The sequence below is a fragment of the Pontibacter chinhatensis genome, from assembly GCF_900113285.1.
Lineage (GTDB): Bacteria > Bacteroidota > Bacteroidia > Cytophagales > Hymenobacteraceae > Pontibacter > Pontibacter chinhatensis.
Genome location: NZ_FOOT01000002.1, coordinates 936,446 through 956,672 on the forward strand (window position 1 = coordinate 936,446; position 20,227 = coordinate 956,672).

General features: G+C 52.9%; 13 protein-coding genes. 9 read left to right on the forward strand and 4 right to left on the reverse strand.

The window, feature by feature from the left end:
- Positions 1–47: 47 nt before the first annotated feature.
- From gcvH to BM040_RS09090, 3 genes are all read left to right on the forward strand, one after another.
- On the forward strand, positions 48–428 hold the full coding sequence (gene gcvH, locus BM040_RS09080; protein WP_092100234.1) for a glycine cleavage system protein GcvH: 381 nt from the start codon (positions 48–50) through the stop codon (positions 426–428).
- Positions 429–480: 52 nt separating this feature from the next.
- Complete coding sequence (locus tag BM040_RS09085) at positions 481–828, forward strand: VanZ family protein (protein WP_245756160.1); 348 nt, start codon at positions 481–483, stop codon at positions 826–828.
- Positions 829–1,795: 967 nt separating this feature from the next.
- On the forward strand, positions 1,796–3,085 hold the full coding sequence (locus BM040_RS09090; protein WP_092100236.1) for a M28 family metallopeptidase: 1,290 nt from the start codon (positions 1,796–1,798) through the stop codon (positions 3,083–3,085).
- A 79-nt stretch (positions 3,086–3,164) separates the two neighbouring features.
- Here the strand turns inward: BM040_RS09090 and BM040_RS09095 are convergent, their stop codons facing one another.
- Positions 3,165–4,046 (reverse strand): YicC/YloC family endoribonuclease, encoded by an 882-nt coding sequence (locus BM040_RS09095; RefSeq protein WP_092100237.1) that lies wholly within the window; start codon positions 4,044–4,046, stop codon positions 3,165–3,167.
- A gap of 491 nt (positions 4,047–4,537) precedes the next feature.
- Between BM040_RS09095 and BM040_RS09100 the strand changes: the two genes are divergently transcribed.
- Positions 4,538–6,070, forward strand: coding sequence for a SulP family inorganic anion transporter (locus BM040_RS09100; protein ID WP_217646741.1), 1,533 nt, complete (start codon positions 4,538–4,540; stop codon positions 6,068–6,070).
- 283 nt (positions 6,071–6,353) lie between these two features.
- On the opposite strand, the gene BM040_RS09105 is transcribed toward BM040_RS09100, so the two are convergent.
- From BM040_RS09105 to BM040_RS09115, 3 genes are read right to left on the reverse strand one after another with little or no spacing between them, the layout of a single operon-like run.
- A complete protein-coding gene (locus BM040_RS09105; protein ID WP_092100240.1) occupies positions 6,354–7,505 on the reverse strand; it encodes a serine hydrolase domain-containing protein in 1,152 nt (383 codons plus the stop codon).
- 15 nt (positions 7,506–7,520) lie between these two features.
- Positions 7,521–10,730 carry a TolB-like translocation protein gene (locus BM040_RS09110; RefSeq protein WP_092100242.1) on the reverse strand — a complete coding sequence of 1,070 codons (3,210 nt, stop codon included), beginning with the start codon at positions 10,728–10,730 and terminating at the stop codon, positions 7,521–7,523.
- A gap of 4 nt (positions 10,731–10,734) precedes the next feature.
- A complete protein-coding gene (locus tag BM040_RS09115) occupies positions 10,735–11,826 on the reverse strand; it encodes an NAD(P)/FAD-dependent oxidoreductase (protein ID WP_092100244.1) in 1,092 nt (363 codons plus the stop codon).
- An 84-nt stretch (positions 11,827–11,910) separates the two neighbouring features.
- On the opposite strand from BM040_RS09115, the gene BM040_RS09120 reads away from it, so the two are divergent.
- The 5 genes from BM040_RS09120 to BM040_RS09140 all read left to right on the forward strand — a co-directional run bounded on the left by BM040_RS09120 (position 11,911) and on the right by BM040_RS09140 (position 19,488).
- A complete protein-coding gene (locus tag BM040_RS09120; RefSeq protein ID WP_092100246.1) occupies positions 11,911–12,546 on the forward strand; it encodes an MBL fold metallo-hydrolase in 636 nt (211 codons plus the stop codon).
- Between the two features lie 21 nt (positions 12,547–12,567).
- Positions 12,568–13,278: a CDP-diacylglycerol--serine O-phosphatidyltransferase gene (gene pssA / locus BM040_RS09125; RefSeq protein ID WP_092100248.1), complete on the forward strand. Its 711-nt coding sequence runs from the start codon at positions 12,568–12,570 to the stop codon at positions 13,276–13,278.
- A gap of 222 nt (positions 13,279–13,500) precedes the next feature.
- The gene (gene porU, locus BM040_RS09130) at positions 13,501–17,001 is read left to right on the forward strand and encodes a type IX secretion system sortase PorU (protein ID WP_092100250.1); all 3,501 of its coding nucleotides are present in this window, start codon (positions 13,501–13,503) and stop codon (positions 16,999–17,001) included.
- 48 nt (positions 17,002–17,049) lie between these two features.
- On the forward strand, positions 17,050–18,186 hold the full coding sequence (gene porV / locus BM040_RS09135; protein WP_092100252.1) for a type IX secretion system outer membrane channel protein PorV: 1,137 nt from the start codon (positions 17,050–17,052) through the stop codon (positions 18,184–18,186).
- 18 nt (positions 18,187–18,204) lie between these two features.
- Positions 18,205–19,488 (forward strand): M16 family metallopeptidase, encoded by a 1,284-nt coding sequence (locus BM040_RS09140; protein WP_092100254.1) that lies wholly within the window; start codon positions 18,205–18,207, stop codon positions 19,486–19,488.
- The last annotated feature ends 739 nt before the right edge of the window (positions 19,489–20,227 follow it).

The window sequence follows — 20,227 nt, forward strand, 5'->3', positions numbered from 1 at the left end:
CAGAAAAAGACCGTATTTTTGAAGAGTAATCATTAAAGAGCAATCACATGAACTTACCTGAAAGCTTAAAGTATACCAAAGACCACGAGTGGGTACGCGTAGAGGGCGACATCGCCTATATCGGCATCACAGATTTTGCTCAGAGCGAGCTGGGCGACATCGTTTATGTAGACATTGACACTGTAGACAAGGATATCAACCAGAACGATGTATTTGGTACAGTTGAAGCCGTAAAGACGGTATCTGACCTGTTCAGCCCACTGAGCGGCACCGTGCAGGAGTTTAACGAGAAACTGGAGAACAACCCGGAGCTGGTTAACTCTGACCCGTATGGCGAAGGCTGGATCATTAAAATGTCTATAGCTGACGCAAGCCAGATCGACGGGCTGCTGACAGCTGAAGGCTACCGCGAAGTAATCGGTCAATAAGTATACACATCGGAATAGAGAGTTGATACTACGCTACAATCTATTCACGATTATGTGGGCAGCAGTGATCCTGCTGACGACGCTGCTGCCCTCTACTTCCCTTCCCTCCACACTCAATATCTGGGAGCTCCTCTCTTTCGACTCCTTTGCGCATGCATTTATGTTCTGCGTGCTCTGCTTCCTGATGATCGTGGGCCTTTCCAAGCAGTTTACCTTTCCGCGCCTTAAGGATTATGCTATCCGCGCCAGCCTCCTGATCAGCACCCTCTTCGGCATCACCATCGAGCTCACACAGCACTTCTTTGTTTATGGCCGCCAGGGCGATATCATTGATGTGCTGGCGAACACGATTGGTTGTTTGCTGGGCATCGTGTTGTTTAAGTTTATTTATGTTTGGTAGTGGGGAGAACTCCTCTGCTTTATACTTGCCGGTTTATACTTCATAATTCCCCACTTATACTTTCATAGCCGCTGCTGGCGCAAGCGTCCGCTTGTGCCTTTATATAGTTTATACTTGAGTGTACTTCCCAGCCGCTGCTTCCTTCCATTTGAACCAGGCTACTCTCGCTGGCGCGGGTTTGTAACTCGTGCCTACCTATGATGTTGGGTTTGTAACCCAACTGGCTTGAAGAGCCATACTTATACTTGGGCTATTCTTTTATACTTGAGCTATACTTTAGCTGCCCATACTTCGGCTATACTTCATATACTTGCTGGTTATACTTTCCTAGCCCCTGCTTCCTCCACTTGGAACCAAGCTATCCTCTTTAGCTGCCGTTCCTCCTCCAGCCTTACAAACCTATTGTTTCATCTCTAGCTTTGGTGCCCTCCCAGGCCGGGAGGCCTCGCCTTCGGGCATCGCGCTGCTTTCGCTTCCTGCCCTCGTGCCTCGGGCTGCCTCGCTTGCGCTCGTCACCGGAACCTCTCGAGGCGCTCAACCCAAAGGCTGGGAATCAGTCGATAGCTAAGGCCTCTCCTGTCATCTCGACCTTTGGGAGAGATCTGATTGGAATTCCCGATAGATCTCTCCCAAAGGTCGAGATGACAGCGAAAGGGCAAGTATAATTCCCCTCCTTAGAGGGGCTGGGGGTGGGTTTATACTTGGCAGGGACAGCTACTATAAGGCTTATACTTCAGCATCAGTAGCTACAGAACTCCCCTCCTTGGCTAAGGAGGGGCAGGGGTGGTTGGAACCGGCAAAGCAGATATCCTGATCATCCCTCAATCCTGCAAATCCTGATTCAGACAAAGTATAAAGTATAGCCAGACACTCGCGGGACCTGCGGACACCGCAAGTTCAAAGGTAGCGAGCGTAGAGTCAGTGCTACCTAAACCCAGCAATACACAATTATTCCTATCTTAGCGCTATGAGCAAGCTTTATACTTTCCTCCTCACCCTATGCCTGTTGGCTCCTGCCCTGCTAAAGGCACAGGACATGGCAAGAGTGCGCCAAACCATTGATACGCTGACGTCTAAAAGCATGTATGGCCGCGGCTATACGTTTGAGGGCGATCTGAAAGCGGCCAAGTATATCAGGAGCAGGTTTGAGGAAATGGGCTTGCAGCCCATGGCAGGCGGTTCATACTTTCAGGAGTTTAGTTTTCCGGTGAACCGTATTCTCGAAACGCCGCAGCTGCAGGTGGATGGGCAAACGCTCGTGCCGGGGCAGGATTTTGTGGCGCGCTCTTCTTCTGGCTCCGGGACAGGCAAGGCCAGCGTGCTCCTGCTGGATACACTCATCTTCAGCAATACCCGGGCAGCGGAGAAGTTCTTCAGGCAGAATTTTGCAAACAAGGCACTGGTATACCCGCAGCAGGAGCAGAAACGCCTGGCGCAGCTGCCGGTGCATTACCAGCAACTCCTGCAGCAGGCAAAGCTGCACATTATACTTCAGCCCGGTAACCTGCTCACCACCGTAGCGCGCCAGCAGGAGGCTGTGCCGGTGCTGGAGGTTCTGCAGAGTGCGTGGCCACAGCGGGCTAAAAAAGTGTACTTTGAGGTAAAGGCAGATCTCAACCCGAAGCACCAGACACAAAACGTCATCGGTTTTATACAGGGCAGCCAGTACCCCGACTCGGTCCTGGTATTTACCGCCCACTACGATCACCTGGGCAGCCAGGGGGAGGATGTATACTTTCCGGGGGCAAACGATAATGCCAGTGGCACCACCATGCTACTGGAGCTTGCGCAGCACTACAGCCAGCCCGAGAACAAACCAAAGTATAGCATAGCCTTTATAGCCTTTGCTGCCGAGGAGGCAGGCTTGCTGGGCTCGTTTCATTATGTGCAAAATCCGCTTTTCCCGCTCAGCCAGATTGCTTTCCTGCTAAACCTGGACCTGCTGGGCACCGGCGACGATGGCCTGATGGTGGTGAACGGTAAAGTACACGAGCAGGAATTCGAGTTGCTTCAGCGCCTGAACGGGCAGCACCAGTACCTGCCCCAGATTAAAAGCCGGGGCAAGGCCGCCAACTCCGACCACTACCCTTTCTCAGAGGCAGGCGTGCCGGCATTCTTCTTTTATACCTTGGGCGGCACCGCCGCTTACCACAACCCGCAAGACCACGCCCGGCAGCTGCCCCTCACCCGGTTCCCGGAGGTATTTAAACTGATAACCGATTTCGCTGGCGTCCTGATGGCAACCGAAGCAAACTAAACAGACCAGGCATAAAGTATAAAAGCCGGGGCTGCTGTAAATGTGCAGCGGCCCCGGCTTTTATACTTTTAAAACTCCTTTACAGGATGTTGTTGATCTGTTCTTTTATCTTCTCTAACTCCTCCTTCATCTCCACCACATGGTGCTGTATGGTCGCGTCGTTGGCTTTGGAACCGATGGTGTTAATCTCGCGGCCGATTTCCTGCGAGATAAAGCCCAGTTTCTTGCCCGTTGGCTCCGGCAGGAACACTGTTTCCGTGAAATAGTGCAGGTGGTTAACCAGGCGCACTTTTTCCTCGGCAATATCGAGTTTCTCCATGTAGTAGATCATCTCCTGCTCAAAGCGGTTCTGGTCGAAATGCTCTGACGAGGAAATCTCTGCAATATGACCACGGATTCGGGTACGGATACTCTCCACACGCACCGGGTCATGCTTGTCCACCTCTGCCAGCAGAATACGGATCCGGTCGATGTACGACATGATCTCTGTAGTCAGGGCCTTGCCTTCGTTAGCGCGGAAACTGTTCACGCCCTGCAGGGCTTCCTGTATCAGCGGCTGCACCTGGCTCCAATCCTCGTCCGCATTTTCATCCTCCTGCTCCTCCTGCTGCAGCACCTCCGGCATGTGCAGGGCCAGTCGGAAAAGCTCCCCTTTGTCGGCAGCCAGTTTGTCGGCCACTTCACTCAATTCGGTATAATAGGCCTTCAGCAGGTCTTTGTTGATAGTGTTGCGTGCCTTCTGCGTCCTGTTCTTTGTAAACTCCACCGTCACGCTTACTTTGCCACGTACCAGCGCCTTCTGCACCATGTTCCGTATCTCGTATTCCTTATCAGATAGGAATTTTGGGGTGCGCACACTCAGGTCCATACTTTTGGAGTTGAGCGAGCGGATTTCCACGGAGATACAATACTGTTCGGTGTCGAGGCGGGCACTGCCAAAGCCTGTCATGGAATGCAACATAAGCTCTTTATAAAATGATACTTTGCAAATTAGGCATAATTCTTCAGATTTTCGCAGCCGGCCCCGCTAAAGCTAGTAAAAGCCGTTGATTAAGTGAGCAGACTGCCCCCTTGTCGCACAAGTCCAGCCCGCGCTTAGCTTTCAACCACATGCACAACAGATCTGATTCTCAGGAATGCGAATGATAGGTTCGTACAACTTATTTTGCTGCTTATAAGGCAGGGAAGCACATTTATACTTAAAACTTACATTTTTTTGACAGCCTCTAAAGCATCCTTTAGCAAAAAATCATACTTTTGCAGTCGCAATGAGAAAAGCTACGCCACACATAGCGCTTACTCCACTGTGATTTAGCTCTAGCTAGGGTGCCCCTCCCCTGGCTGATTTCCCTATCCATACTTTATAACTATTTGCAAAACGCCTTCAATATGGTGCGGACAGGCTATTCCTATCCCTGTGCCGAGCCTGTATGGCGCATTTTATACTTTTTTATGATTTACAGTCCGATTAACTTTAAAGAGATCAATTACAAAAATGAGCTTCTGTCGGGGCTTACGGTGGCACTAGCGCTGGTGCCGGAGGCAGTGGCCTTTGCTTTTGTGGCCGGCGTAGAACCGCTGGTGGGCCTTTACGCAGCTTTTATTGTCTGCTTAATTACCGCTGTGTTCGGTGGCCGGCCGGGCATGATCTCCGGTGCCACCGGGGCACTGGCCGTGGTGATGGTGTCACTGGTTTCAACGCATGGGGTGGAGTACCTGTTTGCGGCGGTGGTGCTGATGGGCATTCTCCAGATTCTGTTCGGCGCCCTGAAGTTGGGCAAGTTCATCCGCCTGGTGCCAGAGCCGGTCATTTACGGTTTCGTCAACGGCCTGGCCATCGTGATTTTTATGGCACAGTTCGGCCAGTTTAAAATTCCTTCCGCCGAAGGAGGCCTGGAGTGGCTGTCCGGCACCTCGCTTTACATCATGCTGGGACTGGTGGCACTCACCATGTTCATCATATTTATACTTCCCAAACTAACCAAAGCCGTTCCTGCTGCCCTTACTGCTATCGTAGTGGTGTCAGCCATCGTTATCGGCTTTAACCTCGACACGCGCACGGTTGGCGACATGGCTTCGGTGGGCGGAGGCTTGCCGTCTTTCCACATCCCGATGGTGCCCCTGAACCTGGAAACGCTGCAGATAATTTTCCCTTACTCGCTTATACTTGCCGGCATCGGTTTGCTGGAGTCGCTGCTGACCCTGACGATTGTGGACGAGATGACCAATACCCGGGGCCGTGGCAACCAGGAAAGTATAGCGCAGGGTATGGCAAACGTAGTGGGCGGTTTCTTCGGCACCATGGGCGGCTGCGCCATGATTGGGCAAAGCATCATCAACGTGAGCTCGGGGGGTCGCACGCGCCTTTCGGGTATTACGGCTGCGGTGATGCTGCTGGTCTTCATCGTGTCACTTTCCTCGCTGATAGAGATGGTGCCGCTGGCCGCGCTGGTAGGCCTGATGTTTATGGTGGCGATTGGCACCTTTGAGTGGGCCAGCTTCCGGGTGCTGCGCCGCATTCCCAAGTCTGATGCCTTGGTGATGGTAGCCGTAACCGTGCTGACGGTGATTTTTGACCTGGCTATTGCGGTGGCTATCGGTGTGGTGATCGCAGCCCTGGTGTTTGCCTGGGACAGCGCCGTGCGCATCCGTGCCCGCAAGCGCGTGGATGAGCATGGCGTGAAGCACTACGAGATCTTCGGCCCACTGTTTTTCGGCTCCACGGCGACTTTCTTGGAGAAGTTTGATGTCGCCAACGACCCTGACGAGGTGGTGGTGGATTTTGCAGAGTCGCGGGTGGTGGACCACTCGGGCATTGAGGCGCTGAACAAGCTAACGGAGAGGTACCTGAGTGCCGGCAAGAAACTGCACCTGCGCCACCTCAGCGAAGACTGCCACCGCCTGCTCGAAAAAGCCGGCGACATCGTGGAAGTCAACATCCTGGAAGACCCGCACTACGCGGTGGTGACCGATAAGCTGTCGTAAAGAATAGCCGGAGCCAACGTATAAACCCCGCTGCGATTCAAAGTATGAAGGCAGCGGGGTTTATACTTTATAACCCAGGTTGCGATTCTCAAATTTCGGGAAGGTGTAAACCCACCCCTAAGAGCTACGCTCGCTAGCTCAAAACTCCCGTTTTGGCTAGTCCACGAGAGGGGAATTTCTTCAACTGTAAATTTATTCCCCTCTTTGGAGGGGCAGGGGGTTTATACTTTATATTTTATACTTGTACCTGACTTCGGGGAAGTATAAGTCTGACAGTCAACTGCTACTTCAGCATCTGGTTTACCCCATCAATCATATCCATGACCTCGCCCGGGTGCTCGCCTACCTTCTCGGCACGTTGCTTGCCCAGACGCACGATAACCAGGTTCTTCTCCGGGATGACGATGATGTACTGGCCAAGTATACCACGTGCATAAAAAATGTCCTGCCCTTTGTAGTTGGGCAGAAGCCACCACTGGTACCCGTAGAAATCAACCTTTTTACCATCATTGGCATTGATGAGGCCGTTGGGTGTGAGCGAGGCTTTTACATAGTCGGGCGGCACGATGGTATCGCCGTTCCAGATGCCGTTGTGCAAGTATAGCTTCCCGAGCCGTGCAAAGTCGCGGGCGTTGGAGAAGAAGCAGCAGTATGCTTTTTCCATTCCGTCAGGCTTGTCCACGCTCCATTCGGCATCGTGCTCGGCGCCCAGCGGTCGCCAAAGTTTCTCCTCGGCATACGCGCTCAGGCTCTTGCCCGTAGCCTCCTGCAGCAGGAAAGCCAGTATCTGCGTGTCGCCGCTTTTGTAGGACCATTGCCGCCCCGGCTCCTCCACTGCGTCCAGTCTTTTAATCACCTTCTCCAGGTCAGTGCCATAGTAGGCCTCGGTCGTCATGGAGAGCGGGTTTGTGTAAGATTCGTCCCAGTTAAGCCCGGAACTCATCCAGAGCAAGTGCTTTATCCTTATTTTGGCCTTGTCGCCCTTCTTAAAGTATGGCAGGAAATCACCAACCGGTTGCTCCACACTTTCTATTTTGCCCTCCTTTACCGCCGCCCCAACCAGCATGCTCACGATGCTTTTCGCCATGGAAAACGAGTTGCTCAGCGAGGCATCCGAGTAGCCCTGCCAATACTGTTCGTAAAGTAAAGAGTCGTCCTTTACCACCACAAAAGCTACCGATTCCAGCTCCCGGTGCAGCTCCTCCAGCTCCTGCGGCAGTTGCAGGCGGTTGTAGCTGCCTGCCAGCAGCCATGGCTTCGGTATGGGCGGGGCATCTATCTTGCGCTGGTCAAAAATGGTGTGGTCGTCAATATCGGCGAAGTTGTAAACGATGGCTTTGTAGAGGTACTCCTTATCGGCCATACGTATCCAGGCTGCCAGCAAGCCCAGCAGCAGCAATGTGCCTAGGCCAAAGCGTTTGGCTTTGCGGTTCATGCGGTGTGGCGGTTTTTAGAAGTCGTAGCCCAGTGTTACGTAGAACTTAGGCCCCACGCGGTTATCCTCTGCCTCGCCCCAGGCTACATCCAGTTTGCCGTACACGCCCAGCAGGGTCGTGCGTGCCCCAAATCCGTAGCCAACCAGGAACGGGTTGCGGTAGTTGATCACAGTGATGTCGAACTTGTCCACACTCAGCTGCCCCGAAGAGCCCCCTATAAGCCGGGTGTTAATGGAGTTGTCGCCTGAGAACGGGTTGGCGCCGCTATAGGCCGAGCCGGCGTCGGCAAAGGCCGTTAGCTGCAGGTTGCGGAAGAAGCCGGAGCCAATGGGCCCGTTGTAGAGGTACTGCACAATCGGGATGCGCAGCTCCACGTTGGCCAGCAGGTGGTTGCTGCCGCTGCGCACGTTAAAGTTAAAGCCCCTGAGCGGCGTGATGTACTCCAGGTAGAACAGGTCGGCGGGGGAGTTCACCTGCACGTCGTTCAGCTCGGCCTCCTCGTCCTCATCGGCCAGCAGCCAGTTGTCCATGCCGCCTATCAGGAACTTCTTGCTGGAGTTGCCAAAGAACCTGCCGTAGCTCAGGTGTGTGGCCAACGTTATCTGGCGGTGCAGCTTCAGGTAATGCCTGAAATCAACATAGAACTTGCTGAAATTGCCCCGGGAACTCTCAAAGCCCTTAAGCGACAGCAGGCCCACCTTAAAGCGGGTGCCCTCGCGCTGGTTTACCCCGGTTATCACGCTGTTGTCATACACCAGTTCAGCGTTGCCTCCCCAGAAGGTTTCCACCGTGTCGGGTATCGAGAAATCATTTTTATAGATAAAGCGGGTGCTGACGAACTTAGGCTTCAGGTGCAGGCTGGTGCTGTGGCTGAAAGGGTACTTGAGCACCGGCGTCAGCTCGTTTTTGGTGAAGTTGACGATAGAGCCGGGTGCGTTCAGCAGGCTTCCGCGCAAGGTAGAGCGCTCAAACTGCACCCCCAGGTCCACGCGGTTGGTCAGGTTCATGTACTCGGCAAAGAAGTTGTTCGTCTCAAAGTCGGTGCGCATAAAGGCCGTGCCCCGGATGCGGTGGTTCTCAAAGAGGTCGGCCATCTCCACGCCCGCCACAATGCCAAACCCGAGCAGCGGGTCGGCGTGTACCGAGGTAATGATTTCCTGCACACTGAAACGCAGGTCGTAGTTGAGCGGCCCCACCAGGTCCACGTTGATGTTGCCGCTGCTGGCCCTGCGCACAGGCGCGGTGTTGCGCTTCTGCTGCTGTGCCTGCCGCTGCGCGTCGTTAAACTCGTAATCCTCGATGTTAATCTCTCCCTCCTCGCGTACGGTGGTGTTCGTGCCCTTCTTCTGCTGTTCCAGCAGTTTGCGGCGGGTGGCGGCGGCTGCGGCCTCCTGGCTGGTGCGGGCCCGTGTTTCAAGTATAATCTGGCGGGAGGTTTGTGGCAGCTTATCCAGCGTAGAGGCAGCGTAGTCTGGCAGCAGGTACACAAATTTATTGCCCTCATCGGCCGCAGACACCGCCAGCACATTGGCCGACGGTACATAATCGAACTGCTCTATGCTTTGCAGGAAGTTCGTAACGGGCCTGCTGGTGCCGGTGCTAAGGTCGTAATGGTACACGCTGCGAATACCGCTCTCCTCGCCCAAATATACCAGGTTGCCGTCGGCTGTGGGGCGGGGCATCACTTCGCTGGCGATGGAGCTGGTCAGTTGCTCCACGTTGTTGTCTGGCCCCTGCAGGTTCAGCAGAAAAATATCGTAGTTATTGACAATGCTGTTAAAGCTAGGCTGTCCCGAGGTGCCGGTGGTGTCTACCCAACGGTTAGAGCTAAAGGCGATACCTCCGTTGCCGCGCAGAAAAACAGGGTCTATGTCGTCAAAAATATCGTTGGTGAGCTGGCGCTGCAACCGGCCACTGGCGTTAAGCAGAAACAGGTCTGTTTGCCCGTTGCGCACCGCACTCACCACCACCGACTGCCCGTCCTCGGAGTAAGCCATGCCATTGACGTGCACAAACTGCTCCAGCGTGGCGGCTGGCGTGGTGAGGTTTTCCACAAAAGGCACAAAAGAATAACCGCTTCGGGCATTTACTTGGCGCAGCAAAAGCCTTCCCCTCCTCGACTCTATCAGCCCCAGTTGTGTGTTGGAACGCCAGGCCAGCACCGGCAAATCAAAGTCCACGCGCTGGTCCAGGTTTTTGTAGCCGGCCCGCCATACCACGCGGTTTTTGCCAGTGCGCACCTCCTGCACAAATACCTTAAAGATGCCGTTGTCATTCTTCACGTAGGCCAGCATCGTGCCGTCCGGGTTCAGGACTGGTTTTCCGTAATAGTGGCCTTCCTTGTTCTTCTTAAAGAGCTTGGCACCATCGGGCAGCTGCACCAGCGGGCTTTCGGAGCTGGTGTTTATCTGCACGTAGTAATTATACCAGTCCTGCAGGAAGCGCTTGTAAGGGATGTTCAGGCTGCTGGTGATGCCTATTTCGATGTCGCGGGTGATGCGGGTGAGGTTGAGGATGTTCTGGATGGCCGTGTAGCCGTAGCGCTCAGCAATGTAATTCCAGATACTCTGCCCGGTAAGGGCTGGGCTTTTGAGGAAAACTTTCTCGGGGCGTGGGTTGCCCTGCTGTTTCAGCAGCATGTCGCGCATGTAGCTGTCCATTTCTATACTCCACCCCTCTGCCGTGTAAGCCGACACGCCTGAGATAAACCACTCCGGCAGGCGCAGCAGGTAGCTGCTCTGCAGCGCCTCTTTCAGGCTGCCGCCATACATCATGTCGTTCATCAGCAGCTCAGTGAGCTGGTAATTAAGGTCGCGCTTAAACTCGGTTTGGGTACCACCAAAGGCCAGCTCCATCTTGTTTTTCATGAACAGCGTCTCGCCGCCGGACTGGTACTGGTCGTTGTTGAGGCCGATGTTGCTCTGGAGCAGGTCTGTGGGGGAGTTATAAAGTATAAGCGTGATCTTGGAGTAAGGGTAATACCCAATCAGGCTGGTGATGCGCTTGAGCTCCCGCTCGGCGTAGGCGGCCGTGTTAACCGCCATGTCCTGCCCATCCTGGTAAAAGAAAACGTTGAAGTTTTGGGTGCTGTACAGCTTCCAGTTGAAGTTCTTATACTGTATGCGGCTTTTGCCAAAGGCATCTACGGTTGGCTGCGCCTGCACAGCAGAGGCCGCCAGCAGGCAAAGGGCAAACAGCGGTAGAAATCTGGAGAGGAAACGCATGCGCTTATGGTTGCAGGTTCTGTTGATCTGTATACGCGTAATATAACGATAAATATCTAAAAATGTGTATCTCCGGCATCAGCTCTTCTTCCCCGTCTAGTGCGGCGGCAAACTGCCGGGCCAGGTAGGGCGCCATTAATACGCCTTTTGAGCCCATTCCGTTGAAGACGCCCAACTGCGGGTACTGCGGGTGCATGCCCACCAGCGGACGGCGGTCGCGGACGGCCGGACGTATGCCTGCCCAGTGCCCTGTTACCTGAAACGGCTGTAGGGTAATCTGCCGGAAGCGTTCGGAAAGCTCCTCCTGCCCCTGTGGTGTCGGCTCCTCATCGGGGTTGCGCCAATCGTATGTGGCCCCGATGATGAAGCGGCCTGCTCCTTCCGGAACAACGTAAACGGCTTTGTTATAGATGCATTCCGGGCTGAAATTCTGCTCCGTCTGTACTTCCAGCACCTCGCCTTTGGTGGGCTGTATGGGCAGCCACTTAAAGTATGGGTTGTGCACCACCTGGTAGCCCTCGCAGAAGACCAGGCGCGCGGCCTCTATACTTTTATACTTTACGCCGCTTTCCGTCAGCTGTAGCTCACGCATGTCAAAGCGCTCTGGCAGCATCAGGTTCTGTTTCAGGAGGTCCTCCGTGAGCAGGTCGAGCATGGCGAACACGTGCAGGTAGCCGCCGCGTCCGATCATAATGCCGCCAAATGGATCGTCGATGCCCGGTTGGTTTATACTTTGGGTATGCGTGGCTAGGATGTAGTCGCCCCAGTTGCCGCCGGCGCTCTTGGCCATCCAGGTGTTTTGCTCTTCTATAGAGGAGAATATCTTGTAGATGGGTTTGCGAAAGAACAGCTCCTGGCCGTAGCGCGCCTCCAGGGAAGTATAAAAGGCATCGGCAGTAGGTATAAACGTGTCGGCCAGCCACGATTTGGCGAAGCGCTTGCCAGCCACTGGGTTCAGCAACCCCGCCGCCACCCTGGAGGCGGAGTTCTCTTTCGGCTCGTCGATAACCAGTACCTTGCTGCCGCGGCTGCGCAGCGTTTCAGCTAAAATAGCGCCGGCCAGGCCATGGCCCACCACTATAAAATCGTATTTCATAAGGGCAAGTTACGAGATGTACCGCGTAAATTAGTAACTTAGAGGCACGATTTTGCGCATACCCGTTCATCAGAAGAGAAAGCTATGAAGGTTACCTGCCTTACATTTAACCCGTTTCAGGAGAACACCTACCTGCTGCACGACGAGACCAAGGAGTGCGTGGTGATAGACCCGGGCTGCTATGAGCGCCATGAGCAGGAGGAGCTGAAAAAGTATATTGCCGATAACGAGCTGAAAGTAGTCAGGCTGCTAAACACCCACTGCCATATCGACCACGTGCTGGGCAACAACTTTGTAGCCACTACCTATAACGTGGGCCTGGAGATACACCAGCAGGATGAGCAGGTACTGCGCGCCGTACAAACCTATGCCGCCAACTACGGTTTCCCGCAGTATGCCGAGCAGCTGCCAACTTCTTATCTGAAAGAGGGGGAAAGTATAAAATTCGGCAACACAGAGCTGGAGGTGCTTTTTGCACCGGGCCACGCGCCGGGCCACGTGTTGTTTCACAACAAGGCCGATAAAACCGTAATTGGAGGCGATGTGCTGTTCCGGCAAAGTATAGGTCGCACCGACTTGCCCGGCGGCGACTTCGACACGCTTATTCAAAGTATAAAAACAAAGCTTTTCACGCTGCCCGACGAGGTAACAGTTTACCCCGGCCATGGCCCGGAGACCACCATCGGCTACGAGAAAAAGTATAACCCCTTTCTGCGGTAACCCTGCCGCCCTCCGTGCTACATGAAAAAACACATTCCGAACGCCATCACCTGCCTGAACCTGTTTTCGGGCTGCCTGGCGTTATACTTTGCCTTTAAAGGAGAACTGGTTATCACTGCCTATCTGGTAGGCCTGGCCGCCGTATTTGATTTTTTGGATGGTATGGTGGCTCGCCTGATTGGGGCCTATTCCGAGATTGGCAAGCAGCTCGACTCGCTGGCTGACGTGGTATCGTTTGGTGTGGTGCCGGGAGCTATACTTTTTATACTTCTGCAGCGGGCCGATGCCTCTTTTTTCGGCATCCCTGTCGAAAGTTTTGCGTTTTTCGGCTTCGTGGTGACCATCTTCTCGGCGCTGCGCCTGGCCAAGTTCAACATCGACACCCGCCAGACCGACTCCTTCATTGGTTTGCCCACCCCAGCCTGCACCCTGCTGGTAGCCTCGCTGCCGCTGATACTCGAAACTACAGATGGCCTGCTGGCTTACGAAATCATCCTTAACCCGGTGGTGCTGGTGACTCTGACGGTTATACTTTCTTACCTGCTGGTGGCGGAGCTGCCGCTTTTTGCCCTTAAGTTCAAGAACTTTACCTGGCAGGATAACGCTATCCGCTTCGTTTTCCTGGGCCTGTCGGTGCTTCTGGTGGTATTGCTCCAATACGCGGCCATCCCGTTTATCATCTTGCTGTACGTGCTGTTGTCCGTGATTAAAAGAGCTTCCCCTACAGCATAGGATTCCTGCTGAAAATAACGTCAGTAGCCAGGAGTAAGTAAACCGTCCTGGAAGTATGGAGTAAAGAATTAGGCGAATGGTTAGTTTATACTTTTGCAGGATGACAAGTATAAACATTCCCACAATTCCTTTATTTTAGCCGTAGCTTACTGAAGATATAAGGATGCTGCCTTCCTGAACGTTACTTGTAAGCAGGCAGCTGTCCATAACTTATACTTGCTGATGATGTGGCCCAAGCGTTTGGTTTTTGCGTGTGTGTTTTGTCTGCTTGCTGGCCAGGTGAGTACCAGCGCGCAAACCCCGGCCACTGAACCCAGCAACACCTCTGCCACCGCACAACCTGCCGCTAGCTCCGTAGATTTTGCTCCTAACTCGGTGCTGAGCCAGGGCGAGTGGTACAAGCTTGCCGTGACCGGGAGCGGCATCCACAAAATCGACAAAGGCGTGTTGCAGGCGCTTGGCATCATTCCTCAAAGTATAGACCCGCGGAAAATTCAGCTTTACGGCAACGGTGGCGGCATGCTGCCCCAGCCCAACAGTGCCCCCCGCCCCGACGACCTGCTGGAGAATGCCATTACCGTAGTAGGTGAGGAAGACGGCAGGTTTGATGATGCTGATTTTATACTTTTCTATGCGCAGGGGCCGCACACCTGGAAGTATGACGAAACGGCCAAACGCTTCCGGCACGAGTACAACGTGTATTCCGACACCGCCTTCTACTTCCTTCGGGTAAACCACAGCACCGGTGCCAGGGTTGGCACGCGCGGGCAGGCAAGTGGAGAAGGGCAGCGTATAAGCAGCTACAACGAGCGGCTTTTCCATGAAAAGGACCTGAAGAATATGGTCTTCTCAGGTCGCGAGTGGTACGGCGAGGAGTTCAGCGCGCATCAGGCCTCCCGCAGCTTCAGTTTTCCCGCGTCAGACGTAGTGGCAGGCTCTGACGTCATGCTGGAGGCAGCTTTGATGGCCAACTCCCCCTCCGGCAGCAGCTTTACTATTCTGTTAAACAATCAAACACTCGGCACGCGAGATATCGCCGGTCGGGGCACGCAAAAGTATCATCCGGAAGGTATAAACAGCACCAGAGCGTACCGCATACCCCAAGCTAACCTGGGGAGCAGCAGCGATTTTACCGTCACGCTTAATTTCAGCACGGGTACCAGTGCCACAGCCATGGGCTACCTGAATTACCTGGAACTGCACTACGAGCGCCAGCTGAAGCTTTACGGCGAGCAGACCGCTTTCCGCTCTCTCCAAAGTATAAACCAGCCGGCAAGCACCTTTTCCATTGCTGGCCTTGCGGCAGGCGCTGCTATCTGGGATGTCACCAACCCCTTGCAGCCAGTGGCCCAGCAGCACCAAAACGGTACCTTTAGTGTGGCTACGGAGGTGCTGCGCGAGTTTGTGGCTTTCCAGAGTGGCGGCATCAGCAGCAAGCCTATCCCTATAAGCCGTGTGGGGAATCAGAACCTGCATAGCCTTAACCAGAGCGGCACCCTCGACTTTGTGATTGTGACGCACCCGGCCTTTCTGCAGGAGGCGCAGCGGCTGGCTAGCCACCGGGCGCAGCACAGCCAGATGGAGGTGCAGGTCGTGACCACGCAGCAAGTATACAACGAGTTCTCCTCCGGCGCGCAGGACGTAACCGCCATCCGCGACTTTATGCGCATGCTCTACAGCCGCAGCAGCAAGTCTGGCGACGATGTGCTGTACCTGCTGCTCTTCGGCGATGCCTCCTACGACTTTAAAGACCGCATCCGCAACAACACCAACTTTGTGCCCGCTTATCAGTCGCGGGAGTCGCTGCACCCTATTACCAGCTACAGCTCCGAAGACTACTATGGTTTTCTGGATGAGGACGAAGGCGAATGGGCAGAGAATATTTCGGGCGACCACCTGCTGGATGTGGGCATAGGCAGGCTGCCCGCCAAAACAAGGGCCGAAGCTGCCACCCTGGTAGATAAGATTATAAACTACGACAGCCCCAGCCACCTGGGCAACTGGCGCAGCAACGTAACATTTGTAGCCGACGACAGCGACTACAACGAGCACCAGAACGACGCGGAATTTCTGGCCGACTACCTGGAGCAGCACCATCCGGCCTATAACCCCACGAAAATATACATCGACCTGTACCCGCAGCAGGCAGTGGCAAATGGCCAGCGCGTGCCGGAGGCCTCCGCCGACCTGGACAAAGCCGTTGAGCAGGGCTCCCTTATCACCAACTATACCGGGCACGGAAATGAGGTCAGTCTGGCCTCCGAGCAGGTGCTCACCCTGCCGCAGGTCAGCAGCTGGAAAAATAAAGATAGACTAACTTTTTTGCTGACTGCCACCTGTGAGTTCGGCCGTTACGACGACCCCGGCAGGCCATCCGGCGCTGAGTTGGCACTCTTACACCCCGACGGCGGCGCTGTGGGCCTCCTGACAACGACCCGTCCGGTATACTCTAACGGCAACCGTGTGCTTAACCGCAACTTCTTTAAGGCCGCCTTTGAAGAAGTGAACGGCCGCAAGCCCCGCCTCGGTGATTTGGCGCGCCTCACCAAGAACAATAGTATAACCGAAAACGCCACCGGCTCCCGAGGAGTGAACAACCGCAACTTCACCCTGCTCTCCGACCCTTCCATGCAGCTGGCATACCCCGGGTTGGAGGCAAAAATCACCAGTATAAAAAGTCAGGACGTTGCTACCGATACCTTAAAAGCCCTGGCAAAAGTGACCCTGCAGGGGCAGGTGCAACACAACTCAGGAAGTCTGGCCAGCGATTTCACGGGCATGCTTAACCTGAAAGTATATGAGAAGCCAACCATACGCTATACTTTGGGAGATGAGACCAGCCAGAAGGTTCCGGTGCAGGTGCACGAGAACATCGTGTATGATGGCAGAGCCAGCGTAAGGGAGGGACTTTTTGAGGTTAGCTTCGTAATGCCAAAAGACATTGACTATACCTACGGGCATGGCAAAATCAGCCTTTACGCCACCAATAGCACCCATGACGCCATAGGCGCTCACCAGGAAATCGTGATAGGCGGCACTTCCCCGCATGCCCCGGCAGACAACATGCCGCCTACCATCAGCCTATATATGGACGACGATTCGTTTGTATCGGGAGGGACTACCGGGCAGCATACGATGCTACTGGCCCGTTTGTACGACGAGAGTGGCATCAACACAGCGGGCATAGGCATAGGCCACGAAATCGTAGGCTTACTCAACGACGACCAGAACAAGCCCATCATCCTGAACAACTTCTATACTGCTGATCCGGATACCTACCAAAAAGGAGAAGTAAAATACCCTTTAAAGGACCTGGAACCGGGGTTCTATACTATCCGTGTGAAGGCTTGGGATAATTATAATAATTCTTCTGAATCATATATAGAATTTTATGTATCTAATAGCGTCGAACTTGCGTTAAAGCAGGTAATAAACTTCCCGAACCCGTTCTCAGCTGAAACTACATTCCTTTTTGACCATAACAGGGCCGGAGAAGACCTGGAAATACAGGTGCAGATCTACGCTATTTCGGGCAAGTTGGTAAAGACATTACAAGCAACGAGTTATAACAGCAAGACCCGCGTAACAGAAATATCCTGGAACGGCAGGGATGAGTACAATGATTTACTAAGGCCGGGCGTTTATGTTTATAGACTAAATGTGCGGTCGAGGAAAGATGGGGCCAAGGCCTCACAGCACGAGAAACTTGTGATTATTAAGTAAATTAACGATACATAATTCCTATATTTGGTAGTTATCAATACCCTACATATGCAGAAAAATAGTAAGATATTGAAGGCCGCTGCGTTAGCGTTTGCCTTGTTCTCAGCGCCGACTGCGTTCGCACAGCAAACGCCGCCACCTCCTTCTACCACTACCGGCTCTGATCTTAACGCTGTGACTACTGCAGTTCCGATTCTTACCGTTGGCCCGGACTCCCGGTCTGCAGCCTTAGGTGATGCGGGTGTGGCAGCTTCGCCCGATGCCAATGCATCTTACTGGAACCCTGCCAAGCTGGGCTTCGTCCAAAACGACCTGAGCGTTTCTTTCTCCTACTCTCCGTGGCTACGCAATATCGTGGACGACATGTCACTGAACTATCTCTCCGGGTATAAGAAACTGAACGAGACATCTGCCATCTCGCTTTCACTTATGTACTTCGATTTGGGTGAGATTCAGTTTATTGATGCACAGCAAAACCCGCTGCAGAACTATAACCCGAAGGAGTATGCCGTAGCCGTTTCGTATGGCCAGGCGCTGAGCGAGAACTTTAGCGTAGGTATTTCAGCTCGCTTTATCCACTCTAACCTTGCCGGCGATGTGAACGTGAGCGGTGGCAATACGGAGTCGCAGGCAGGCAACACAGCAGCTGTAGACGTAGGCGTATACTATAACCGCGACCTGGGCCAGAACCTGAACCTGGGCCTGGGCGCGAACATCTCGAACATCGGGGGCAAGATTGCCTATTCCGAGGACGAGGATAAAAGCTTTCTGCCTACTAACCTGAAGCTGGGCACAGCCCTGAAGTATAACCTGGACGCTTATAACTCCCTGACGCTCCTTTTCGACGCAAATAAACTGCTGGTGCCCTCTCCCGGTGCTGATACTGATCAGAGCGTAATCGGCGGTATCTTCTCTTCTTTCGGGGATGCCGAAGGCGGGGCTAGTGAAGAGCTGAAGGAAATAAACCTTTCCACGGGAGTGGAGTACTGGTATAATGAGCTGTTTGCTGCGCGCGTGGGTTACTTTTACGAGCACCCGGATAAGGGAGGCAGAAAATACTTCTCAGCAGGTTTGGGTATTCGCTACCAGAAGTTCGGCTTAGATGCGGCCTACCTCATCCCGAATGATCAGGGTAACCCGCTGGCTGATACATGGCGCTTCACGCTCGCGCTTAACCTTGAGTAGAAATTACACTTTTAAAGAATGCTAGATAGAACAAAAGCACCAGAAACATATGAAATAGATGCCGTCAGTATCCAGATAGCCGAGGTAACTCACCTAAGCAATGATGCCAGACTGCATGTAATAAAGAGCGAAACCCAGCCTGTTGTCAGGCTGGATTTTGTTTTTAAGGCCGGTAAGTGGTTCGAAGACAAGAAGGGCGTTTCCGATCTGGCAGCTAAAATGCTGCTGGAGGGCTCTATTAACCACACAGCCAAGCAAATTGCCGACAAAGTAGCGTATTATGGGGCATCCTTCGATAATAACCACGGCTACGACCGCACCGAGTATACTTTATACTGCTTGTCGAAGTATACTTCGGAGTTGCTGGCACTTGTACTTGATGTTCTTCAGAATCCAGCTTTCCCGGAAGAAGAATTCAATCTGCTGAAACAGCGCACCATCCAAAACCTGAAGGTGCAGCGACAGAAGAATAACTACCTGTCCACACATAGCTTTACGCAACAGGTATATGGCACCAGCCATCCTTATACTTTCGGGTTTGATGAAGGGGTACTGGAAGCGGTTACCAAGGAAGATGTGGAGCGCTACTACAGCAAGCGCTTTGTTGCCCAGGAGTTAGAAGTATTTGCCAGTGGTGCAATAGATGACCTGCTACAGAAACAGCTGGGGCATGAAATCGCATCTTTCCAGCTGGTTCCCGCTTTCGGTTCAGCAGCAACGCCTTCTTCCGTAAGCATTGCACCTGCAGCAAAGTATAAACTAGTTGAGGTAGAAGAGAGCCTACAGTCTTCTATTCGTATAGGCAAGCGTTTTCCTAAGCTTGATCATCAGGATTACCAGAAGCTCCTGGTGCTGAATGAAGTACTAGGAGGATACTTCGGCTCAAGACTGATGCGTAATATCCGTGAAGACAAAGGCTATACATATGGCATCTATTCTGTTATTTCTCCTAAGGAGTATGACAGCTTGTTTTATATTGGCACAGATGTAAATTACGCTGTTACAGATAAAACAGTAGAGGAAGTACAAAAGGAGATAAGACAGCTACAGCAGGAAGAAATACCAGCAGAAGAATTAAGTACAGTAAAGAATTACATGCTGGGCAAATTCCTGAATGATATCTCTACCATTTTCGATCAAAGTGACAGGTATAAGCGAATCATTTTGCATGAGCTATCGCCAGAGCATTATAACAACTATGTCACTACCATCAGAACCGTAACTGCCCCAGAGCTTCAAGAGCTAGCTAATCAATACTTGCAGGAAGAAGAACTTTATACAGCAGTAGCTGGCAGAAAATAGATTGAAGGAAAGGGTACGATTTAGAGAAATCATACCTAAAGTATAAACTCAAAAGCGCCTGGACTTCGTATCCCAGGCGCTTTTTTATGTGGCATCTGTTCTAAAGAGAGAAGAACGAAAGACATCCTTTCTCTACATTTCTTTTGTTTAGAAGAGCATGATGCCTAAACCATTCTACTGGATTTCATATAATACATCAATCTGCTCTTCCGCAAGACCTGTAGTATACTTATTTATAATTGATGGTATTAAGCGCAATACCATTTTAGTGAGGTGAGCCCAATGCTCACTTGTCATAAAACCCACCTCTAACCCCTCCGAGGAGGGAAATCAATGTTATGCAGCAGGTAATTCTATTGCGGATTGTAATCTATAATACATACTTTAGTAAAAGCAGATTCTTGCTTAAATGAAACAAGTAAAAGAATTGAGAAAGTTGAGCACACTCAGCTGCCAAGAGGGGCTAACGTTTTAACTGGATTAAGCAAGTACAGCAACCCCTACCAAGTGCCAGCTGCGCGCAAGGGGTATGGGGCAGTCTAGCGCCTTTGGGTTGGCGGCGCTTGCGGCAGTTGGTGGCGGCGCTTTTGTCAGCCCAGTGTTGGTGTTGGGGCACAAAAAAAAGGGGCAGCGGGAATCTCTTCCTGCTGCCCCTTGTGTGTTGGGGTTGGCGGCCACCTACTCTCCCGGGGGTGAACCCAGTACCATCGGCGCTCCCGGGCTTAACGGCTCTGTTCGG